Here is a 20,911-nt window from a genome sequence, read left to right as displayed (position 1 = left end):
GCAGGTTTTTTCATGAACGCCATCGCCTCGGCCGAGCGAAGCCGCCCGGCCGTGGCAACGGCTTATCTCGCTGGCGCGCCGCCCCCCGGGTTGCCCGACAACTGCGGGCCCGGGTTCTGCTGCTGTTGCTGCTGCTGTTGCTTGATGAAGGAGTCCGCAGCCTCCAGGCCCGAACTGAGCTCGACCTTCTGCAGCACGCTTCGCTTGTCGACGGTCCACTCCCTGAACGGCGCATCCGGCACGCCACCGCCACGCATCTCCGCGAGGATGGCGGCGCGGGTCACCCCCGTCTCCAGCCGCCCCTGCCACTGCCTGGCCCACTGGGCCGAGGGCCGGTCGTCCGCGTTCTGCGCCAGCGAGCCCAGGGTTCGGTAGGCGTCGTCCCCCTTGCCGGCGTAGGCGTAGGCCAGCGCAGCAGACCCGGCGAGCGCATCCACATCCCGCGCCGACTGCCAGGCCGCAATGACGCCCTGAAGCGCCGCATCGTCCGGCGCATCCGAGGCCGCCACTTCGGCCTTGAAGAAGGCGAAGGCGGCTTCCGGCGATTGGGGGTTCAAGCCACGCGCGCGTTGCAGATGACGCCGCGCAGCCTCGAGATAGCCGCGCCTGGCATCGCCCTCGCTGCGCCCGGCAAGCCGCAGGTTGGCCAGCCCCGCCAGATACCGGGCCTCGAAGTTGCTGTCGTCATCCAGCAGCTCGGCGTCCAGTCGGGACAAAGCCTCCCGCGGATCGCCCCAGTCGACCTGAGCACGGCTCAGCGTGAGGCGGGCCATCGTGTCGTCCGGGAAGCGGGCCGCCAGCGCAGCGACCTTCTTCAGCAGCGCCTCGCCGGCCTCCCGGCCCGGGCAGGACTTGAGGGCGGCGTCCGCCAGGACGAACTCGCCCGCCGCGCGTGGGAGCGTGCGGAAGTTGACCTGGGCGGCCGGAAGGGACTGCGGCTCGCCCCGCAGCACCTCCATGCCGCGCAGGCCGTACCGCCACATCACGCGGCCGAGATCGGCGGTCTTCATGCCGAAGGCGCGTTCGAACGCCGCCGTCGGCGAGGCGCCGTCGCCAACGAGCAGCAGATAGCGGCTCAGCCGCTTGCGGTTGTCGTCCGACGACATCAGGTAGTGCATCAACAGCCAGGACTTCGCCTCGAACTCCAGGCGCGCGCCCGCCTCTCCGCCATAGCCGTGCGCGTTGGACAGCCTGTGCTCCAACACGTCTTCCCATTCCAGGCTGTACTTGCGACCTGAACCCAGGAACCTCAGGTAGCCGGCGGCGTCCCGCGGCACCCGCCCCACCACGACCTGCTGCTCCGAGAATCGCACACTGGAGAAATACTGCGCGAAGCCATCGATGAACCACGCGGGGGTGCGGATGTCGGTGTGGCGATAGAGGAAGTGGCGCGCGTACGCCTCGAAGACATAGGTCAGCGAGTCGTTCAGCGGAGACTTCTCAAGCTGCGCGTCGCCCAGCGCGGCCATGCGTTCCAGATGAACGCCGAAGCCCTGCACACCTGCGGCACAACTGCTGTACAGGCCGACGACATCGGCAGGCGGGCCGTCTGCGATCTCCCGCAAGCCCGAAAGGCTGGCGTGGTAGTACAGCGTCAGCTTCGGTTCGCGCGACTCGGACTTGCGGTCGGGCTGGGTGTAGTCGCGCAGCAGGCGGTCGAGCTTCTCCAGGTTGTCCAGCAGCGGGGCGACGTCTTCTTCCCTTGTGTCCGAGTACACGACGAAATGCGGGCTCTCGGCGCGGAACCACGGGGAGACCTCGGTCTTCCTGCCGGTCACTTCCACCCGCTCCAGGTTGGCAGGGCCGAGTGTCTGGGCACTCGCCAGGCCGACTGAGAACAGGATGAAGGCCGACGCGAGCGCGGCCCGGGGCGCGTTGAACATGGAAATCCTTGCAGGTGGTTGGATCGCCGCAGTGTGTTCGTCGACAACTGCGGGTGCCGCGGCGTTGCGACCAAGGTATGCACGCCGGCGACGAGCCAGCGCCGGCGGCGACGGACGCGCGGCGCCCGCACCATCGCGCCTCTCGCTCAGCGGAACAGGCGCTGGCTGAAGTGGAAGAGGTTCTCCGCCCAGCTGTCGCGGTCGTGCCCGTACTCGTCCACGTTCCACAGGTGAGGGATGCCGGCGTCCTTGAGCGCGCGGTGCACGGCCTGCGAGACGTTGATGAGGCCGTCCTTGTTGCCGCAGGAGAGGTACAGCAGCGCAAGCTGGCGCTTCACGGCGGCGGGGTCAGGCAGCAGCTCGGCGGCCGGCCGGGTGTTGGGCGCCGAGGAGAAGCCGCCCACCGAGGCGAAGACGTCGAGATGCGCCAGGCCGAAGTTCAGCGCCTGGCCACCGCCCATCGACAGCCCCGCCAGCGCGCGGTGCCGTGCGTCGGCCAGGGTCGGGTACTTCGCCTCGACGGCCGGCACCAGGAACTCCAGCAGGTCGCGCTCGAACTTCGCGAACCCGGCGGCGTTGTCCGCCGTGAACACGCGCTCCGGCGGCGGCGACCGGTCATCCGGCAAGGCCCGGCCGTTGGGCATGACGACGATCATCGGCAACGCCTTGCCCTCGGCGATGAGTTTGTCCAGCACGGCCTGGGCACGCACGTAGCCGCGCCACTCGTCCTGGTTGCCGCCAATGCCGTGCAGCAGGTAGAGCACCGGGTAGCGGCGCTCCGAGGAATAGCCGGGCGGCAGGTAGACGCTGGCCTTGCGCTGCGTGCCGGTGACACCCGAGGTGTAGCCGAACTCCTCGATGCGACCCGCGGCCACTCCGGGCCGCGGGTCCGCAAAACCGGCAGGCGGCGCGGGGAAGGCGCGCACGTCGTCCGGCGCGAGAGTCACGGGACGCGCGAAGTTGGCGCGCGCGAGATCTGGGGTGACGGCCTCCACGCTCTGCGCCGCAGCGATGGTTGCAAGGGTCAGCAAGGTGATGGCGGCAAGTGCCCGGGGCTTGTGCATGGGTTTTCTCAGTTAACACGGCAGCGCCGCACGGATGATGCGCACCGCAAGACTCGCATCAGGAAGAGATGTTCCTCGCATCTGCGATCCGCTGAGCGGCTGAGCGAGAAGCGGGGCCTTCATCTTTCGCCTAAGGGCCATCGTGAGCCGCGATGGAACCTACTGCGACGGTGCCGGACGACCGAAGAGACGGCGCGGAATGGGCCTGGTTTCGGACGTCGGCGCGCCCGCCTTCTTCCATCCCAGCATCAGGGCGCCGTCACCCGGGCCCTGGAAGTAGCGCATGCGCATTTGATGCACGCCCTTGGTCAGGTGGACGGTGCCCATGACAGCGTCGACGTTGTGCAACCCGTCGGCGTTGACGACCATCTCGTCATCAACGTAGAGGACACAGCCGTCGTCGCAGACCGCGACGAAGTCCCGGTCGGAATCGATAGGCATGTCGAGCGTGAAGCGGATGTCCAGCCCGTACCACTCACTGAAGTCCAGGCCCGGCAGGCCCAGGCCCATCGGACGCGGCGCAAAGTCCAGCTGAGCCAGGCAGACCGTGCGGATGGGTTTGTGCCGGCCCATGTCCTTCACCGACCGGTCACTGGTGCTCATCCGGTACACCTCGGCCACCATCATGCGATCCGGCGCATCGGCACATTCCTCGACCAGCCGGGTGCTGCCCACAGCCTTGCCCACGGGCGCTGCCGGGGCACTTGCAGGCGCTGCTGCCACCGGAGCCGCGGCGGGTGCGGGTGTCGGGGCGGGCGCCGGCGGCGCCACAGGCGCCACAACCGGGGCGGGTTTCGGGATCTCCTGCACCACAATGGGCGGCGGCTCGGGGATGACCGGCAGGCTGGGCGGCTCGAACTCGGGCTTGGGCGCAAGCACAGGCGGCGGAGGTGGAGGCTTGGGCTGCTCCTTGGGAATGACGATGGTCAGGTCCGCGTTGCGCGGCTTGGGCGGCGGCACCCGTGAACGCCAACTCAGCACCGCGGCGAGGATGAGCAGATGGATGAGCGCCGTGAGGAGCAGCCCGTAACCATTGAAGCGCCCTCGACGCTGCTGCCATGGCGGGGCGACGCTGGCGTGCGACATGGTGGCACTCATGACAGCACCTGCTTCAGCAGGACGTGGTGTGCCGGCATGTGCTCCACAGACGCAGCGATGGCGGCGCGCCGCCCCTGCAGGGCCTGCTGCGCACGCTCGCGCGAGATTTCGGCAAGTACCGGGTCCTCCCTATCGGGCCAGTGCTCCATGCCGGCGTGGATGGCCAGCCAGCTGTTGGCGTCCGCACACTCCTCGTCATACGCGTGCAGCACACCGAAGCGGCGCCACAGCTCCAGCTTGAAGGCCAAGGTCTCGGGCAGTTCCATCGTCGACACATGACGCCACAGCTCACTGTCGCGGCGACGGGTCAGGCAGTAGTGCTGGATGACGAAATCGCGGGTGCGCTCGTAGCGGCGCGTGGAGCCGATGTTGAACGTGGCGCGATCGCTGTCGCTCAGCGGCCTGCCGGCCAGCAGGGCGGCCATCAGCCGGCCGATGCCGTCCTGGATGAGATAGATGCTGGTCGATTCCAGCGGCTCCAGGAAGCCCGAGGACAGCCCGATGGCCACGACGTTGTGAACCCAGAAGCGCCGGCGATGGCCGGTCGTGAAGCGCAGCAGGCGGGGCTCGGCCAACGCCTTGCCATCCAGACGCGCCATCAGTTGATCGCGCGCACGTTCCACGTCGATGAAGCGGCTGGAAAAGACATGGCCATGCCCCGTGCGGTTCTGCAGCGGGATGCGCCAGGCCCAGCCACCCTCCAGCGCGGTAGCGACGGTGTAGGGCAGGATCTCCTCGCCGCTGCGCTCGCAGGGGCAGGCCCAGGCGGCATCGACCGGCAACCAGTGGCTGAAGTCGACGAAGGGCTCGGCCAGCGCCCCTCCCAGCAGCAGCGACCGGAAGCCCGAGCAGTCGATGAAGAGGTCACCCTCGATGCGCCGGCCATCGGCCAGTTGCAGCGCAGCCACCCCGCCATCGGCGCGGCGCGGCACGTCGACGATGTGGCCCACCGTGTGCCGGGCGCCGCGCTGCATCGCGAGCCTGCGCAGGAAGGCCACGTACTGCGTTGCATCGAAGTGATAGGCGTAGTTGAACTGCGACCGCTCGTCGGGCCGCTTGAAACGGCCCTTCATCGCCATCACGGTGGGCACACACTGGAGGCCCAGCGGCCCGTCCTGCTTCACGCGCCGATGCTGTCCCCACAACGCCTGCGACCCGGAAAGGTTGCCCAGCGGCCCGAAGGTGTGGAAGTAGTCCTGGCCGACCTCCAGCCAGTCGCAGAAGCGGATGCCGAGCTTGAAACTGCCGTTGGTGGCGCGCAGGAACTCCGCCTCGTCGATACCCAGCGACTGGTTGAAGTTGCGGATGCCCGGCAACGTAGCCTCACCGACGCCGATGATGCCGACGTCCTCGGCCTCGACGAGCTCGACGGTGGCCCTGCCCTTCAGGCCGGTGGCCAGCACGGCGGCGGTCATCCAGCCCGCGCTGCCGCCGCCCACGACGACGATGCGATCAAACTTCTGCGACACGAGAGATCTCCTTCAACCCAGGCTGCTCATCGACCCAGCACCTGCTGAAGCAGACGATGGTGTGAGGGCATGCGCTCCACGGATACAGCGATGGCAGCGCGCCGGTCGCGCAGCGCCGACGCGGCCAGTTCGGGCTCGACCTCGGCGAAAACGGGGTCCAGCCGCTCGGGCCAATGATCCATGCCGGCATGGATGGCCAGCCAGCTGGTGGCGTCGAACCCCTCCTCGTCGTACTCGTGCAGCACGCCGTAGCGCCGCCACAGCTCCATCCGGAAGACCAACGTCTCGGGCAGCTCCATCGTCGCCACGTGGCGCCACAGCTCGCTGTCGCGACGGCGGGTCAGGCAGTAGTGCAGGATGATGAAGTCGCGGATTCGGGAAAAGCGCCGCACGGCGCCTTCGTTGAACAGCGCGCGGTCGTTCTCGTCCAGCGGCCGTCCGGTGGTGAGCAGCACCATCAGGCGCGCGATGGCGTCCTGGACCAGGTAGATGCTGGTGGACTCCAGCGGCTCCAGGAAGCCGGAGGAGAGCCCGACCGCGACGACGTTGTCGACCCAGAAGCGCTGGCGATGGCCCGTGGTGAAGCGCAGCAGGCGGGGCTCGGCGACGGGCTTGCCGTCCAGCCTGGCGAGCAATTGGTCGCGCGCGCGGTCCACGTCGATGAAGCGGCTGGAAAAGACATGGCCATGGCCCGTGCGGTTCTGCAGGGGGATGCGCCAGGCCCAGCCGCTCTCCAGCGCAGTGGCGCGGGTGTAGGGCGTGAGTTCATCGCCGGCTCGTTCGGTCGGGCAGGCCCAGGCGCCATCGACGGGCAGCCAGTGGCTCAGATCGACGAAGGGCTCGCCCAGCGTGCCACCCAGCAACAGTGACCGGAAGCCGGAGCAGTCGACGAAGAAGTCCCCCTCGACGCGCCGCCCGTCGTCCAGTTGCAGCGCGGCCACACGGCCGTCCGCATGTCGCGACACGTCGACGATGCGTCCCTGCGTATGCCGCGCACCGCGCTGCACGGCCAGCCTGCGCAGGAACGCCGCGTACTGCACGGCATCGAAGTGGTAGGCGTACTTGAACTCCGCCTGCTCCGAGGGCAGCACGAAGCGGTCCTTCATGGCCATCACCGTCGGCACGCACTGCAGGCCCAAGGGTTCGGTCAGCCCCAGGCGACGGTGCTGGGCCCACAGCGTCTGGGAGCCGTAGAGGTTGCCGAAGTGCCCGAAGGTGTGGAAGTAGTCCCGCCCGACCTCCAGCCAGTCGCAGAAATGGATACCGAGCTTGTAGGTGCCCGTGGTGGCGCGCAGGAATTCGGCCTCGTCGATGCCGATCAGCTGGTTGTAGTTGCGGATGGACGGGAACGTCGCCTCGCCGACACCGATGATGCCGATCTCCTCCGACTCGACCACCTCGACGCTGGCGCGGCCCTTCAGCCCGGCGACCAGGGCCGCGGCCGTCATCCAGCCGGCGCTGCCCCCACCGACGACCACGATGCGCTCGTACTTCTGCGACATGACTCTGCTTTCGATTCTGAACGGATGACCAACGTCTAGCGGACGCTGCCGATGAAGACACCACGCCCGCGGGTGCCGACGTAGACGGTGCCATGTTCCAGCGGATCAGCGGCGAGGGAAAGGATGCCAGCGAAGTGCTGTTGCCCATCGTCGATGCGGACGAAGCTCGCGCCGGCGTCGTCGGAGCGGAACAGTCCCTGCGCCTCCTCACCGTTCGGCGCGACCACGCGGCCGGCCAGGTAAACGCCCGGATACGTCGCTCCGGCCGCGGCCTTGCCCAGGGCCAGCCACTCGGCGCCAGCCACGCGCTTGATCGTGCGCGGGCGCTCGTCGATGCCGGCGACATGCACCAGCGCATCGGGCAGGCCGATCCAGAGATCGCGCAAGGTGCCCGGCGCGCTGACGATGAAGCCGCGCTGCCACGACGGATTCAGCTGGGGCAGGCCCTGAAGACTGGGGGCGAAGGTCTGGCCCGCGTCGACGCTGACCAGCACCTGGCCACGCGTGAAGTCGAGCACGTAGAACACGCCCTCGGCATTTTTCTCCGCCACCGGCACCAGCTCCGCATCGCGGGTCTCGGGCCAGCCCTTGCACAGGCGCCAGCTGCGGCCACGGTCGAGGGAAACAATGGCCGGCTGCCGCGGCGGCGCCCATACCAGGCTGCCGCCCTTGGCCGATACCGCGACATGGCCGCCACGCGCGTCCTTGACGAGGCCCTGCGCCCCGAACGGCGTCCAGCTGGCACCACCGTCCACGGAGGTCGCGCCGCCGCTGCCGCCATCCATCGTGCGGGCGGCGATGTGGGGGGCCGCCCATGCCGTGTCGATGCTCGGGCTGGCGTCGCGGCAGGGGCGGAACAGACCGGCGTCGGGCGCCTTGCCGGCCTCCTCCCACGCGCCGCCGCCCAGGCCGCGACCCATGCCGGCAAACAACATCACGCCGCCGGAGGGGCTGTGCAGCGACAGCGCCTGCGCCTGCTCGATGCCCGCCACGTCGAAGCGCCACTGCACGTGCTCGCCGGGACGCTTCGCCGCACCAAGGTTGGCGGTGGACCACAGGCCGTACTCGGTGCCGTAGGTCAGGCGCTCGGGGTCCGTCGGATCGAAGCGCGCGTCCGCGATCTGGTGGCCCAGTCCCGCCGCTCCGGCCAGACGCGCGGCCAGCCACGGATGGCTGCGGGTGTCATGTGTCGAGCGGGCCGAGAGCGCGGTCCATTGGGCACCGCCATCCTCGGACAGGTAGAGCTCGTCGCCACCGCCGTCCCAGCCCTCCAGCAGCATCGAGCAGAGGATGCGGCCTCTGGGGTCGATGTCGACAGCGCCATAGGCAAAGGGGCGGCCTTGCGGCCGACTCGGCGTGATGTCGGTCCAGGCGCCGGCGGGGCTGCGCTTCCAGAGGCTGCCGCCACGCAATCCGCCCGGGTTGGGCGGCCAGTCGCCGGCAACGGCGAAGCTGACGACGAGCGCACCGTCGGGCGCGAATGCGGCGCGCTGCGGAATCTCCGCTGGCGCCCCGTCCTCGCGCTTGAAACTCGCGCCGCCGTCACGGGTGACATAAAGGCCCGGCTTGTCGACGGCGCCTGCGTAGATGACCTTGCCCTCGCCCGCCGGATCGAACAGCACCAGCGAGACCTGCCGAGCCGGCAGGCCGAGGGCGCTGAAGCTCACGCCACCGTCGCTGCTCCTGAGTAGGCCGTCGCGTGTGGTGCCCAGCACCAGCACCCGCCCGTCCTGCGGGTCGACCTGCAGGCGCTCACCACTGCCGCGCCCCCCCTCGCTGCCGCCAAGGCGGAAAGGCTGCTCGTGCACCGTCCAATGGGCACCGCCATCGGTTGAGGCCAGCACCGCCGCCTTGCGGCTCCATTCGCCCGTGGTGTCGCCACAGGCCATGAAGACGCGCTGCGGGTCGCGCGGGTCCAGCGCGAGGGACAGCACGCTCGTCAGATCGGCGTCGGCGCCCCCGAGGTGGTCCAGCAGCGGCATCCACGGCTGGTCGTGGCCGTCGCGCCGGTAGGCCCCGCCGCGATCACAGCGCAGGTAGGCCAGGCCCGGGCGTCGCGGGTGTAGCGAGATGCCGGTGACGAAGCCACCGCCGCCGAAGGGCAGGTTGCGCCAGGCCTGGGGCCGAGGTTCGGTGGATGCGGCGAGTGCCCGGCCCCCCGCAGCCGCAAGCGCCAGTGCCGCGCCGGAAGAGGACAGCAGCGCGCGACGATGGATGGTCATGGAGTCTCCCGGTTGAAACGAAAGCGGCCGGGCGCAGGGAATGCGACCGGCCGGCCTGCGGAGCCAGGGCTCGCGCCCTGGTCCTGCATCAGAACTCGTAGGTTCCCGACAGGTTGTAGCTGCGGCCGGGGAAGTTCCAGGACGCGCCCATGTAGCCGGGGGCCTGCAGGTTGGTACGGCGCACGACCACGTTGTTCAGGTTCGTCACGCTCAGCGAGAGGTTGAACTTGTCCGTGAAGTTGTACGACAGGCCACCGTCCCACTGGCCGAAGGCCTCCTGGTACTGAGGCAGCCCCCACCACGTGTCCTGGCAGACGCCGCCATGGCAGGCCGTCTGGCGCGCCGGATCGGCACTGGTGCCGTTGTTGCCGGTCGGACCGTCGTTGCCCACATTCTTCAGCACACGGCTCGTCCAGTTGTAGGCCAGACGGGCCGAGAAGCCGTAGCGGTCATAGCGCAGCGCCAAGTTGGCGGCGTTCTTCACCAGCCCCGGTACCGGCAGCGAACCCAGGGGCTTGCCGTTGGTGTCGCAACCGTAGGCCTTGATCGCGTCGTCCGTCAGCGTGTTGTAGGCGGGGCAGTATTGCGACTGGGAGTCGCGGTAGAACTTCTGCGTGCTGCCGATGTAGGCGTAGTTGGCCGACACGCCGAAGCCCTTGACCCAGTCCGGCAACACGTCCTTCAGGGCGTCGAAGTGGTCGAGATAGGTCTCGGCATTCAGCTCGATGCCCTTGAGCTTGGCGCTGGCGGCGTTGCGAGGGCCGGTGATGAGGAAGGTCTGCGGGTTGCCTGCCAGGCTGTTGTACGTGCGCGTGTAGGTGGACTTGTAGACCAGGTCCTTGACGTCCTTGTAGAAGAAGGTCGCCGTCAGCGTCTGGCCGCTGCGCGGGTACCACTCCAGGGCAAGGTCGAGGTTGTTCGACTGCAGCGGCTTGAGCTTGGCGTTGCCGGTGTTGTCGCCCGTGTACGTGACCAGATGATTGACGGTGTCGATGTTCTGCTTCAACGTCACCGCTTCCTGCACCTTGTCGAAGCCCGGGCGGTAGATGCTCTTGGCCAAGCCGATGCGACCGAGGAGCTTGTTGTCGCCGGTCAGGTTGAACTTCAGGTTCATCGACGGCAGCGCGTCGAACTGGCTCGCGGTCACATCCAGCGGATCATCGACATTGCCGAACTGCGGGACATCCGCAGGCGTGGTGCTGTCGTACTTGTGGGTGAAGGACGTGAAGCCATGCGAGGCGCGGCCGGTATAGACCAGTCGCACACCGACGTTGCCATCCATCGGCACCTTCCAGTCGTCGAAGCCGAATCGCAAGTTGCCGTAGGCAGAATACGTGCGCTCGGTGACGTTGCTGATCTTGAACGGGTTGATCCCGTAATACAGGTTGGTGTCGAACGTGTAATCCGTCGCGTTGGGATCGCACGTCGGAACCGTTGCCAGGTTGGTGGGGTTGTTCTTGTTCCAGTCGCTGGCCCATTTCTGCGAGTCCAGGCATTGCTGGAAGCGCACATCGTGAAGCAGCTTCGCGTACGTGGCGGGGTCCTTGATGGCGGCGTAGGTGGGGAAGACCACGCTCGGAGGCTGGTTGCCGCCGAAGGGCTTGTAGTTGTAGACCTCCGTCGCAGCGGCGCCGCCGTAGCGCGGATCGCTCAGGTAGCCGAAGTTGGCGCGCGACTGCCAGGAGTTGTTGGGGTCGGCCGTCATGATGTTGGGCAACTGGCCCGCCACGCCCGTCTGGCGCACCTGCCAGGGATTGGCGATGGACTGCCAGCCCACGCTCGCGCTTGAATCCTGCGTCTGGCCGCCGTAGACCGCCTGTTCGCGCACCGAGTTCCGCAGCGTCGTGCGGACGCCGAAGGTGAAGTCGCGCAGCACCGGATGGTCGAAGGAGTGCTTCACGTCCGCCTTCCAGGCGAACAGGTCGGCGTCACCCTTGAGCCGCTGGGGCATCACCGACAGCCAGTAGTAGTTGCCGGGATCGGCCAGGAAGTCGCGCGTCTTCTGGTCGAAGCCCAACTGCACCGGCGCGTTGCCGTTGGTCGTGATGTCCATGCTCGGGATGAAGGTGGCCGTCTGCACCTCCTCGCCCGTGGTGCGGAAGTTCGACTTCACGTACTGCAGGTCATTCTGGACGGCCCAACGGTCGTTGACGGTCCACTTGAAGTTCCACGCCAGTTCGCTGGTGTTGGTGCGGTGTTCCGTGAAAGCACGGCTGGTGCCCATGCTCAAGCCGCCATCGGCGAACTGGTTCGCGCCCTTGCCGCCATAACCCCAGTTGGTGGTGCCGTCGGGATACGTGGGCAGATACAGGGGATAGCTGAAGTGCCCCGACACCACCACGCCACGGCTGTCGACCACGGCGTTGGAGATGTTGACGCCATAGGGCGAGGCGTTGTAGTTCGGGTCTCCGAAGCTGGGATAGATGTTGGAGCCGATGTTCTGCTGCGTGCTCTTGGACACGAAGGCCGTCAGCGCCGACTCCATGCCGTTCTTCTTCCACTGCAGCGCGCCGTAGAAGCCCTTGCGGTCCGTGGTGCCGACGTTCTGGCCCCAGTCCGCAGCGCCCGGCGCCCACACGGTCTGGCCGACGTAGCCGGGGATGTCGGTGCGGGGGAAGTAAGGCTGCAGTTCCAGCTTCTGCTGCTCATAGGTCGAGTGGTTCAGCGCCACGTCAACCAGCGCGCCCACGCGGCCGTAGTCGGTTTCCCACCGGTTCGAATACAGCGCGGAGACCTTCGGCGCCGTCTTCTTCGTCATCTGCTCGTAGTCGCTGCCCAGGCTGACGACGGCCTTGGTGCCGCTGAAGTCGAAAGGCAGGTGGGTACGCAGGTCCACCTGGCCCGAGACGCCGCCTTCGATCTTCTCCGCCGACGGGTTCTTGTAGACGTCCACGGCCGACATCAGCTCGGACGGCACCGCGCTCCAGCTCAGGTCGCGGCCCGGCCAGCCCGCGGAGAACACCTCGCGGCCGTTGAGCGTGGACGACCCCCAGGACAGACCCCGCACGTTGATGCGATCGTCACTGCCGTCGGAGAAGTGCGTGGGGTCGTTGTTGGTGGAGCGCACGCGCTCGACGGTCACGCCGACGATGCGCTGCAGCACTTCGGTGATGGACTTGTCGGGCAGCTTGCCCGCTTCGTCGGCAACGATCGAGTCGACGATCTCCTCGGAGTTCTGCTTGCGTTTGATCGCGGTTTGCAGCGCGGCGCGCGTGCCCTTCACGACCACCGTGTCCAGGGTCGTGGGCGTGCTGTCGGGCGCCGTCTGCGCCAGCACTGCACCGCCGGCGCTCAAAAGAGCGAGGTGAATGACACCGCGATAGATCGCAGTGGTCTGAAATTGTTTCTTCATCAGGTGTCTCCGAATTCCTTGAATGTCTTGGCAACGCACCGGGTCTGCGCCGACCGAAGGCGCGCTGGCATTGCCGGCGTTGCAGCCGGGATCACACGCCGGCCTTTGGAGAGGCAGCACCTACGGAGCAAGCCCTTCTCGGCAAGTCCCGGCACGCCACCTTTCCGCGCCAGAGGTGGTTACTGGATGGTGATCGCCCCGGAAACCGAGATGGACGATGAATAGAACGCCGGGCCGGGCTGGGTGTCGTTAGGCTCGAAAAGCTTCAAGCGCACGCGCACAATGTTCGAGGAGCCCAGCAAGGTCGTGGCCGACGTGCGCGCGGCCTTGAAGGCGTCGAGCGCCGTATTGAAGGCAGCGATGTTCGTGGGGCTGCCGGTCTTATCCCAGGGGTTGGGCAGCTTGCGGATATCGTTGTCCACCGAAGCCGCGGTCACGCCGGCGAGGTTGCAGCTGTTCGTGACGGCAAAGTTGCTCAGCGGGACGTTGTAGGCCACCGAACCTGCCGCTCGCGGCCAGACCAGGGTGGAGAGTTCGACATTGCAACCCGCACTGCTCTTGCCCAAGTCGAGGTAGACGACGATGGCCTTGCCCGCGGCGTACAAGCCCGGCGTAATCCCCATCGTGAAGCCCAGGGCCGTTTCGGTCGTGACCTGGACGCCGCCGGTCGTGTCGCCACCCGAAGCAAACGCGGTAACGCCGGGCGCGAAAATGTCGATCTCGTTCAAGCCCGTGTGCCAGCCTGTCGGGAAGTTGGCCTTCGGCACCTCGAGCGCCGAAGTCAGAGTCTTGCCGTCGGAGGACACCGTGTGATAGCACCAGTCGCCATTGCTCTCTTCATGTGTGCTGCCGTCGGCGTTCTTCACAGTATGAGTAGCGGGACAGGACAGCCAACCCGTGTTCAGCGTGCTGTCCCATGGGTTGACAGCGACGCCGCCACCTTGCGCCGTGCTCAGGTTGCTCGCAGAGCCCACGCCCGTGCCGGTCGCGACGTCGAAACCATCCGCCAGCACCAACGGGTCGACCGCCACGAACTTTTGCACCGACAGCGGCGCATAGTTGTCATTGCCAGCCTGTGTGGCCGTCACCGCGCAAGTCCCCTTGCCCAGCAGCTTGAGCTGGTCGCCGGTGATGGAGCAGTTGGCCGGCGTATCGGCGGTGAAGGTCACCGGAAGCCCTGCATCCGATGTCGCACTGAGCGTGACAGAACTGGTCTTGGCACTCAGCACGTAGTCAGGCGGCGCAAAAGCAATCACCTGGGGATGCTTCAGCACATTGAACAGTTGGCTCATGTCGTCAGCCGCCGCCCAGCTCTTGCCATCCGGCGTCGTGCCGCCCGCCTGGCTCGCGGTGTAGGAGCATTCGCCAGCAGCCACCAGCGTGAGCTGATCGCCGGACACCGTGCAGATCGTCGGGGTGTTGGACTTGTACGTGACCGGCAACCCTGACGTGGTGGTCGCCTTGAGCGTCACCGGCCCGGCCATCAACGTCGCCCCACCCGGATACGACAGCGTGATGCTTTGCATCAGGCCGCCCGATGTACCCCCCCCACCACCGCCGCAAGCAGCCAAGATCGCGCATGTCGCCAACAGCGACAATTTCTGGCCACGCCGAAACGTCTTCCGCATCACTTTCCGTCTCCTCGTTTTGAATGTCTCGCCGGCCCTTCTCGGCGCCGGAGCCCGCCCAGGCTGTCTGGTGACACCCGAACATTGGTCTGACCAAAAATATATGACTGGCCTGACCGGAGCGCACTAGGGCAAACTCCTGGTCTGACCAAATAACCACACTTGGAGACCGGCTTGACCAAAGCTTTGAGGAAGATCGTCATCGTCGGCGGCGGCAGCGCCGGCTGGATCACCGCCGCACCGCTGGCGCGCATGCTGTGCAGGCCCGGCCAGCCTGACCATTGCGAGGTGACGCTGGTCGAGTCGGCCGAGATCGGCACCGTCGGCGTGGGCGAGGCGACGCTGCCGACCATCAGCTTCTACAACCAATTGCTCGGCATCGACGAAGCCGACTTCCTGCGCAAGACGAAGGCGAGCTTCAAGCTGGGCATCGAGTTCCGCGACTGGGGTCGCGTGGGCCACCAGTTCTTCCACGGCTTCGGCGGTTTCGGCCCGGCCATGCACAACCGGCCGCTGTGGGCCTTCTGGCTGCGGCTGCGGCAGCAGGACCCCAACCTGCCCTCCTACGAGGAGTGGTCGACCGCCACGATGATGGCCCGCAACCATCGCTTCATGCCGCCGCAGCCCGGCGAGCCGTCGCCGGCCAACGCTTTTAGCTATGCCTACCACTTCGACGCCTCGTTGTACGGCGCCTACCTGCGGGACTACGCCCTGCACCATGGCGCCCAGCGCGTCGAGGGAACCATCGTGCGCGTCGAGACCTCCGAGCAGGACGGTTTCGTCAGCGCACTGCACCTGAGCGACGGGCGTCGCATCGAGGGCGATCTCTTCATCGATTGCTCGGGCTTCCGCGCGCTGCTGATTGACGGCGCGATGAAGTCACCCTACGAGGACTGGAGCCGCTGGCTGCCCTGCGACCGCGCGCTCGCCGTGCCCTGCGCGCGCGCCGACTCCATGACGCCCTACACGACCTCGACGGCACGCAGCGCCGGCTGGCAGTGGCGCATCCCGCTGCAGCACCGCACGGGCAACGGCCTGGTCTACTGCAGCGGCCATCTCGGCGACGACGAGGCCACGGACCTGCTGCTGCGCAACCTCGACGGGGAGCCGCTGGACCACCCGCGCCCGCAGCGGTTCGTCACCGGGCGGCGCAAGCAGGCTTGGGTGAAGAATGTCGTCGCCATCGGCCTATCGTCGGGATTCCTCGAGCCGCTGGAGTCCACGAGCATCCAGTTGATCATGGACGGCGTCAGCCGGCTGACGGCGATGCTTCCCGACCGCGATTTCGCCCCCAAACTGGCCGACGAGTTCAACCGGCAGATGGCCTACCGCTACGAGTCGGTGCGCGATTTCATCATCCTGCACTACAAGCTCGGCGAGCGCCGCGACAGCGAGTTCTGGCGCCAGTGCGCGGCGATGAGCATCCCCGACGGCCTGGCGCACCAGATCGAGCTGTTCGAGCAGACCGGACGGGTGACCATCCTGGAGCCCGAGGGCTTTGGCGAGCCGTCATGGGCCTCCCTTTACCTGGGCCTTGGCGTCATGCCCCGCCGGTACGACCCCTACATCGACCTGGTGGACATCGAACAGGTCCGGCGGCACCTGTGGGGTGTGCGCGACGCCATCCAGCGGGCGGTGGGCCGCATGCCCACGCACACCGAATTCATAGCCCAGGTCGTGGGCGCGCAGCCCGCCTGACGCTCACGGCAGCTGGGCAGCCCGGCTCAGGTGTCGACCAAGCCTCTGGCCGCGATCTCGGCGGGCACGCCCACCCAGCGCCCGTGCGAGGCCAGCAGGTGCGTGCTGAGTGTCGCGGCGGCAGCCTGCGGATTACGGGCCTCAAGGGCACGGTAGATGGCCTCGTGCTCCCCGAGCGCGATCTGCCAGACCTGCGAGGAAGATTCGACGTCGCTGCTCATGCGGGCGGCAATGGGACTGTGACGTCCGTCGAACAGCGTACCCACCATCTCCACCAGCACGGGATTGCCCGCCATCTCGGCAATGCCCAGATGGAAACGCCGATCGGCCTCCACTGGCCGGCGACCATGAGCGTGCTCCCTGCGCATGGCGGCCAGCGCATCCTCGATAGGCTTCAACCCCTCACGGGTCACACGGGCTGCCGCCAGCATGATGACGGCCCCTTCGAGGACAACCCTGGCCTGCATGAGATCGGCCGGGCTGTCGCCATAAGACGGCGTTGCACTCCCGCCGTCCACCGGCAGCGCGCGAACGTAGACACCCGAGCCACCACGGATTTCGACACGACCATCGATCTCAAGCGCGATCAGCGCCTCGCGCAGCGAAGGGCGCGAGACGCCGAGCTGCGCCGCCAGTTCGCGCTCGGCGGGTAATCGCGAGCCCGGGACGGCAGCCTCCGCTTCGATGAGGGCGCGAATCCTGTCGGCAACCAGTTGATACTGACGTCGGCCGTCACCGCCGCGATGGAGATGGGACATGGGGGCGAACTCAGTCGTGAATTGGGCAGCACTCAACGGCCACTGTCGGGCCCCGGGAAGTTCTCAGTGCACGCGCCGACGCCACGCCCCGGCATAGCGCAGCGACGCTTCATGAGCCCTTGAGGGACCGCTTGGTGGCCGTCTCTGAGGGATCTCCGGCCCAACGTCCGAGGGAAGCCAGCATGTGGCTGCACATCGCCGCTGAGGCCGCCTGCGGGTTGCGCGCCTCCAGCGCACGGTAGATGGCCTCATGCTCACTCACCGCGGCCTGCCAGGTACGGGTCGACTCGACCTGACCACTCATGCGAGCGGCGATGGGACCGTGGCGCCCGTCGAAAAGCGTGCCCACCATTTCAGAGAGCACCGAATTGCCCGCCATCTCCGCAATGCTGAGGTGGAATCGGCGATCGGCATCCACGGGCTTGCGGCCAAGGGCATGGTCCTCGCGCATTGCCGTCAAGGCCTCCTCCACACGCTGCAGGCCGGCCTTGGTGACACGCGCCGCCGCCAGCGTGATGACCGCCCCCTCCAGAACCATGCGCGCATGCATCAGCTCGGCGGGACTGTCCCCCAGGGGCGACGTCGCCCCATCAGCAGAACCTGCGGGCAGCGCACAGACGTAAACACCGGACCCACCACGGATCTCGACTCGGCCGTCGATCTCCAAAGCGATCAAGGCTTCCCGCAGTGAGGGACGCGACACCCCGAGTTGCAACGCCAACTCCCGCTCGGCGGGCAGGCGCGAACCGACACCGATGCCCTCCGCATCGATCAGGGCGCGAATCCTGTCGGCGACCAGCTGATATTGCCGGCGTGAGTCGCCGACTCTTGGGTGGCTGGACATGACCGATGAACTCCCTTGCAAATTGGACTGACCAAATGGTAACGCAATCAATTTGGACCTTCCACATGTTACCGCGCCAACAGTGCCAAGTGGGTATTGGGGTATGCTCTGGTCAGACCAAAATTAGGTCGTGGCAAACTGGCATGACCAAACTGGCTTGACCAGCGCTAGACGACCACCTACAGCGATGACAGCGCTGCCAGACGCAGAACAAGCGCCAGGAGCCTGACCAGTCCCGAACCGTCACCGCTGAATCCACCCCGCCAAAGGCCATAGAGCCCAGAGAAAGGAGACGCAGTGAACCAGCATCGGAGAACCGCCATTTCCCTCGCCGCCGCCCAGGCGGCTCTGCTCAGCACCGGTTTGGCCTGGGGCCAGCCTGCGCCTGAACCAGCCGCGGCCCCGGAAACGAAGCCGCAGAAGATCGAGACAGTCGTCATCAGCGGCCAGCGTGCGGCACTGCAGTCGGCCCAGAAAATCAAGCAGAACGCCGACGAGGTCGTCGACTCCATCGTCGCGGACGACATCGGCAAGCTGCCGGACAAGTCCGTCACCGAGGTGCTGCAACGCATTGCAGGCGTCACCATCGACCGCACACTGAACCGCGCCGATCCCCAGCAGGGCGTCGGCGACGGCATCATGCATTTCGCTGCCGAGGGCACCGGCGTGAGCGTGCGCGGCTTGAGCTACGTGCGTTCGGAGCTGAACGGACGCGACTCCTTCTCCGCCAACGGCGGACGCTCGCTGAGCTTCGAGGACGTGCCGCCGGAGCTGATGTCCGGCGTGGACGTCTACAAGAACCCGTCCGCAGAGCAGATCGAAGGCGCCATCGGTGGCCTGGTGAACCTGCGCACGGCCCTGCCCTTCGACTTCAAGGGGCTCAAGGGCGCACTATCGGTCGAAGCCTCCCAGCAGCAGTTGCGCGGCGGCAAGGCCGAGCCCTCATATTCCGGCCTGGTGTCCAACCGCTGGAAGACCGACCTCGGCGAAATCGGCGCCCTGCTCGACATCGCACACTCGAAGATCGCCACGCGCAGCAACGGCCTGTTCGTCGCGCCCTACTACCCCCGCACCGATGCCCTCATCGGCGACACCAGCGGCACGCTGCGCTGGATCAGCCAGGGCGGCTCCTGGGACTCCAGCGACTTCGACCGCACCCGCAATGGCCTGTACGGTGCGCTGCAGTGGCGCAAGAACGACGTCTCCTCATCGCTCACGTACTTCCGCTCGAAGTACCGCATGGACACGTGGGAGAACGGAATGTCGGAGGGCGGCACCAACACCCAGATCACGGTCGACCCCGGCGCCACCTTCAACGCCAACGGCGCGTTGCTCACCGGGACGCTGCGCGCCCCGGGGGATGGCTCGCCCGACGGGAGCATCCACGGCCTGGGCTTCGCCACCCTCTCGCGCCACGCCGGCCGCTCGGCGGATACCCGCGACATCGCCTGGAACGTCACCGCGAAGGTGTCGTCCAGCCTGACCTTGCGCTCCGACCTCCAGCACATCAACGCCGTCAGCGACGGCACCGACTACCTGATCGGCACCGGCGGCTGGATGCCCAAGCAGCAGGTCGACTTCACGTCGTCGACGCCCAGCTTCAACTTCGACGCCGCCGACCGTGCTTTCCTCGCCGACGCGAACAACTACTACTGGGGCTCCGCCCAGGAACACCGGGACCATGCGACGGCCCAGGAAACCGCGTGGCGCGTCGATGGCAAGTTGAACTTCGACGACGCGGTGTTCAACGACCTGCGCTTCGGCTTTCGCCTGACCCATCGCGGCGCGGTCACCGAGTCGACGCACGATTCTGAATGGGCACAGATCACGCAGCCCTGGGCGGTGGGGCCCTCAGGTTCGTGGCAGCCGTACAAACAGCTCGCCTGGATGAGCGATCCGCGCTTCAAGGGCGACACCCATATCCAGTCATTCAACAACTTCTTCGGCGGCAACGGACCGATGCCGGCGCCGATCGTGGTGCCGGACATGGGCCTGCTCAACGACGCCGGCTTCAAGAAGATCCACGCCTATGCCGACCAGGTCTGCTGGTCCAGCACCTGCAGCCCGACCTGGACGCCGGCCAAGTATGGCGACCAGCAAGGCCGCAACGAGCAGAACGAACGCACGCAGGCGGTCTACGGCCAGCTACGCTTCGGTTTCGACGACTGGAAATATCCGGTGGACGGCAACGTGGGTGTGCGGGCGGTTTACACGCAAGCCGACGCGGTCGGCAACACCATCCTCTCGGTGCCGAACTACACGCAGTTTCCTGGCCTGCCCGTGTTCGTGCCAAAGGCGGACCTGCAAAGCTTCCACAACGCCTACTCCAGCGTCTTGCCCAGCCTGAACCTTCGCATGAAGGCGAGCGACAAGCTGCAATACCGCCTGGCGCTGTCCAAGGGCATTTCCCGGCCGGATCTGTACCAGATGCAGGCCTACACGACGATCTCCCAGAACGTGCAGTCGCACCAGGACGCCAACGGCCAGACGGTGGTCGACTCGGTCTCCTACACCGGCACGGCCAACGGCAATCCCTTGCTCAAGCCGACCAAGTCGAGCAACCTCGACCTGACGGCCGAGTACTACTTCGGCCCGACCAGCTCGTTCACGGTGGCGGCGTTCGACAAGCAGCTCCAGGACGTCGTCATCGGCCAGACGGGCTACTACCGGGCTTCGGACACGGCCGGAAATCCGCACGACTTCGCGGTCACGGAGCCCGTCAACGGTGCCAAGGGCCGCGCCCGCGGCGTCGAGGTCGGCTACCAGCAGTACTTCGACAAGCTACCGGGCTGGCTGTCGGGCTTCGGGGTATCGGGCAACTTCACCTACATCGACAGCCAGATGACGATGTACGACAAGATCGACCTCCAGTGGTGCACGCCGCGGGGCACGGTCGACACGGAGCTGGCACGGCACCTCTATGGCTGCGACACGAACGGCCACGTCATCGGCAACCTGCCGCTGACCGGCCTGTCACGCAAGTCGTTCAACCTCGCGCTGCTGTACGACTACGGTCCGATCTCGGCGCGACTGGCCTACAGCTGGCGCTCGAAGTACCTGCAGGGCGCCAATGCCTACGGCACAAACGACGACTTCGGCAACGGCTGGGACTACAACCCGAACAGCCCGAACTACAAGAAGCCGTTCTCGTCGAACTTCTCGCTGCCGACCTGGGGCGGGGCCTACGGCCAGCTCGACATGGGCGTGCACTACAAGGTCAACGACGACGTTGGCCTCTCCTTCGAAGCGCAGAACCTCAATGACGCCCTCTACAAGCAGTACATGCAGCAGGGCATCGGATTGATGCAGCGATCGGCCTTCTACACGGGCCGGCGCTTCACGGTGCAGATGCGCTATTCCTTCTGAGCCCTTCCTGAGCCTTAACTCCCGGCC

12 protein-coding genes are annotated in these 20,911 nt (G+C 66.9%); 2 read left to right on the top strand and 10 right to left on the bottom strand.

What is annotated here, in order from left to right:
- Positions 1-62: 62 nt before the first annotated feature.
- The 8 genes from ACG04R_RS17520 to ACG04R_RS17485 all read right to left on the bottom strand — a co-directional run bounded on the left by ACG04R_RS17520 (position 63) and on the right by ACG04R_RS17485 (position 14,116).
- Positions 63-1,883: a hypothetical protein gene (locus ACG04R_RS17520; protein ID WP_394413488.1), complete on the bottom strand. Its 1,821-nt coding sequence runs from the start codon at positions 1,881-1,883 to the stop codon at positions 63-65.
- 146 nt (positions 1,884-2,029) lie between these two features.
- The gene (locus ACG04R_RS17515; protein ID WP_394413485.1) at positions 2,030-2,947 is read right to left on the bottom strand and encodes an alpha/beta hydrolase; all 918 of its coding nucleotides are present in this window, start codon (positions 2,945-2,947) and stop codon (positions 2,030-2,032) included.
- A 159-nt stretch (positions 2,948-3,106) separates the two neighbouring features.
- Positions 3,107-4,045, bottom strand: a complete 939-nt coding sequence (locus tag ACG04R_RS17510) for a PA14 domain-containing protein (protein ID WP_394413482.1) — start codon at positions 4,043-4,045, stop codon at positions 3,107-3,109.
- On the bottom strand, positions 4,042-5,514 hold the full coding sequence (locus ACG04R_RS17505) for a tryptophan halogenase family protein (RefSeq protein ID WP_394413479.1): 1,473 nt from the start codon (positions 5,512-5,514) through the stop codon (positions 4,042-4,044). Before ACG04R_RS17505 ends, ACG04R_RS17510 begins: the two co-directional genes overlap by 4 nt.
- Before the next feature lie 26 nt (positions 5,515-5,540).
- Positions 5,541-7,016, bottom strand: a complete 1,476-nt coding sequence (locus ACG04R_RS17500; RefSeq protein ID WP_394413475.1) for a tryptophan halogenase family protein — start codon at positions 7,014-7,016, stop codon at positions 5,541-5,543.
- Between the two features lie 35 nt (positions 7,017-7,051).
- Positions 7,052-9,238: a beta propeller repeat protein gene (locus ACG04R_RS17495; protein ID WP_394413472.1), complete on the bottom strand. Its 2,187-nt coding sequence runs from the start codon at positions 9,236-9,238 to the stop codon at positions 7,052-7,054.
- Positions 9,239-9,326: 88 nt separating this feature from the next.
- The gene (locus ACG04R_RS17490; RefSeq protein ID WP_394413469.1) at positions 9,327-12,590 is read right to left on the bottom strand and encodes a TonB-dependent receptor; all 3,264 of its coding nucleotides are present in this window, start codon (positions 12,588-12,590) and stop codon (positions 9,327-9,329) included.
- Between the two features lie 179 nt (positions 12,591-12,769).
- On the bottom strand, positions 12,770-14,116 hold the full coding sequence (locus tag ACG04R_RS17485) for a hypothetical protein (protein WP_394413466.1): 1,347 nt from the start codon (positions 14,114-14,116) through the stop codon (positions 12,770-12,772).
- A 276-nt stretch (positions 14,117-14,392) separates the two neighbouring features.
- On the opposite strand from ACG04R_RS17485, the gene ACG04R_RS17480 reads away from it, so the two are divergent.
- A complete protein-coding gene (locus ACG04R_RS17480; protein ID WP_394413463.1) occupies positions 14,393-15,916 on the top strand; it encodes a tryptophan halogenase family protein in 1,524 nt (507 codons plus the stop codon).
- 26 nt (positions 15,917-15,942) lie between these two features.
- Here ACG04R_RS17480 and ACG04R_RS17475 read toward each other — a convergent pair whose 3' ends face one another.
- Positions 15,943-16,674 carry a FadR/GntR family transcriptional regulator gene (locus tag ACG04R_RS17475; RefSeq protein WP_394413460.1) on the bottom strand — a complete coding sequence of 244 codons (732 nt, stop codon included), beginning with the start codon at positions 16,672-16,674 and terminating at the stop codon, positions 15,943-15,945.
- A 109-nt stretch (positions 16,675-16,783) separates the two neighbouring features.
- The gene (locus tag ACG04R_RS17470) at positions 16,784-17,518 is read right to left on the bottom strand and encodes a FadR/GntR family transcriptional regulator (protein ID WP_394413457.1); all 735 of its coding nucleotides are present in this window, start codon (positions 17,516-17,518) and stop codon (positions 16,784-16,786) included.
- Positions 17,519-17,815: 297 nt separating this feature from the next.
- Between ACG04R_RS17470 and ACG04R_RS17465 the strand changes: the two genes are divergently transcribed.
- Entirely contained in the window at positions 17,816-20,884 is a 3,069-nt protein-coding gene (locus tag ACG04R_RS17465; RefSeq protein WP_394413454.1) for a TonB-dependent receptor, read from the top strand.
- Positions 20,885-20,911: the final 27 nt, after the last annotated feature.

Origin of the sequence: Pelomonas candidula, from assembly GCF_043555985.1 — a bacterium.
GTDB lineage: Bacteria > Pseudomonadota > Gammaproteobacteria > Burkholderiales > Burkholderiaceae_C > Pelomonas > Pelomonas candidula.
The sequence above is the reverse complement of the archived record's forward strand: the minus strand, read 5'-3'. Positions and strand labels throughout refer to the sequence as shown.

What these genes read in the sequence shown, in the direction of transcription:
- ACG04R_RS17520 (WP_394413488.1), bottom strand. Translation starts at nt 1,883, where the DNA reads ATGTTCAACGCGCCCCGGGCCGCGCTCGCGTCGGCCTTCATCCTGTTC.
- ACG04R_RS17515 (WP_394413485.1), bottom strand. Translation starts at nt 2,947, where the DNA reads ATGCACAAGCCCCGGGCACTTGCCGCCATCACCTTGCTGACCCTTGCA.
- ACG04R_RS17510 (WP_394413482.1), bottom strand. Translation starts at nt 4,045, where the DNA reads ATGAGTGCCACCATGTCGCACGCCAGCGTCGCCCCGCCATGGCAGCAG.
- ACG04R_RS17500 (WP_394413475.1), bottom strand. Translation starts at nt 7,016, where the DNA reads ATGTCGCAGAAGTACGAGCGCATCGTGGTCGTCGGTGGGGGCAGCGCC.
- ACG04R_RS17495 (WP_394413472.1), bottom strand. Translation starts at nt 9,238, where the DNA reads ATGACCATCCATCGTCGCGCGCTGCTGTCCTCTTCCGGCGCGGCACTG.
- ACG04R_RS17490 (WP_394413469.1), bottom strand. Translation starts at nt 12,590, where the DNA reads ATGAAGAAACAATTTCAGACCACTGCGATCTATCGCGGTGTCATTCAC.
- ACG04R_RS17485 (WP_394413466.1), bottom strand. Translation starts at nt 14,116, where the DNA reads ATGCAAAGCATCACGCTGTCGTATCCGGGTGGGGCGACGTTGATGGCC.
- ACG04R_RS17475 (WP_394413460.1), bottom strand. Translation starts at nt 16,674, where the DNA reads ATGTCCCATCTCCATCGCGGCGGTGACGGCCGACGTCAGTATCAACTG.
- ACG04R_RS17470 (WP_394413457.1), bottom strand. Translation starts at nt 17,518, where the DNA reads ATGTCCAGCCACCCAAGAGTCGGCGACTCACGCCGGCAATATCAGCTG.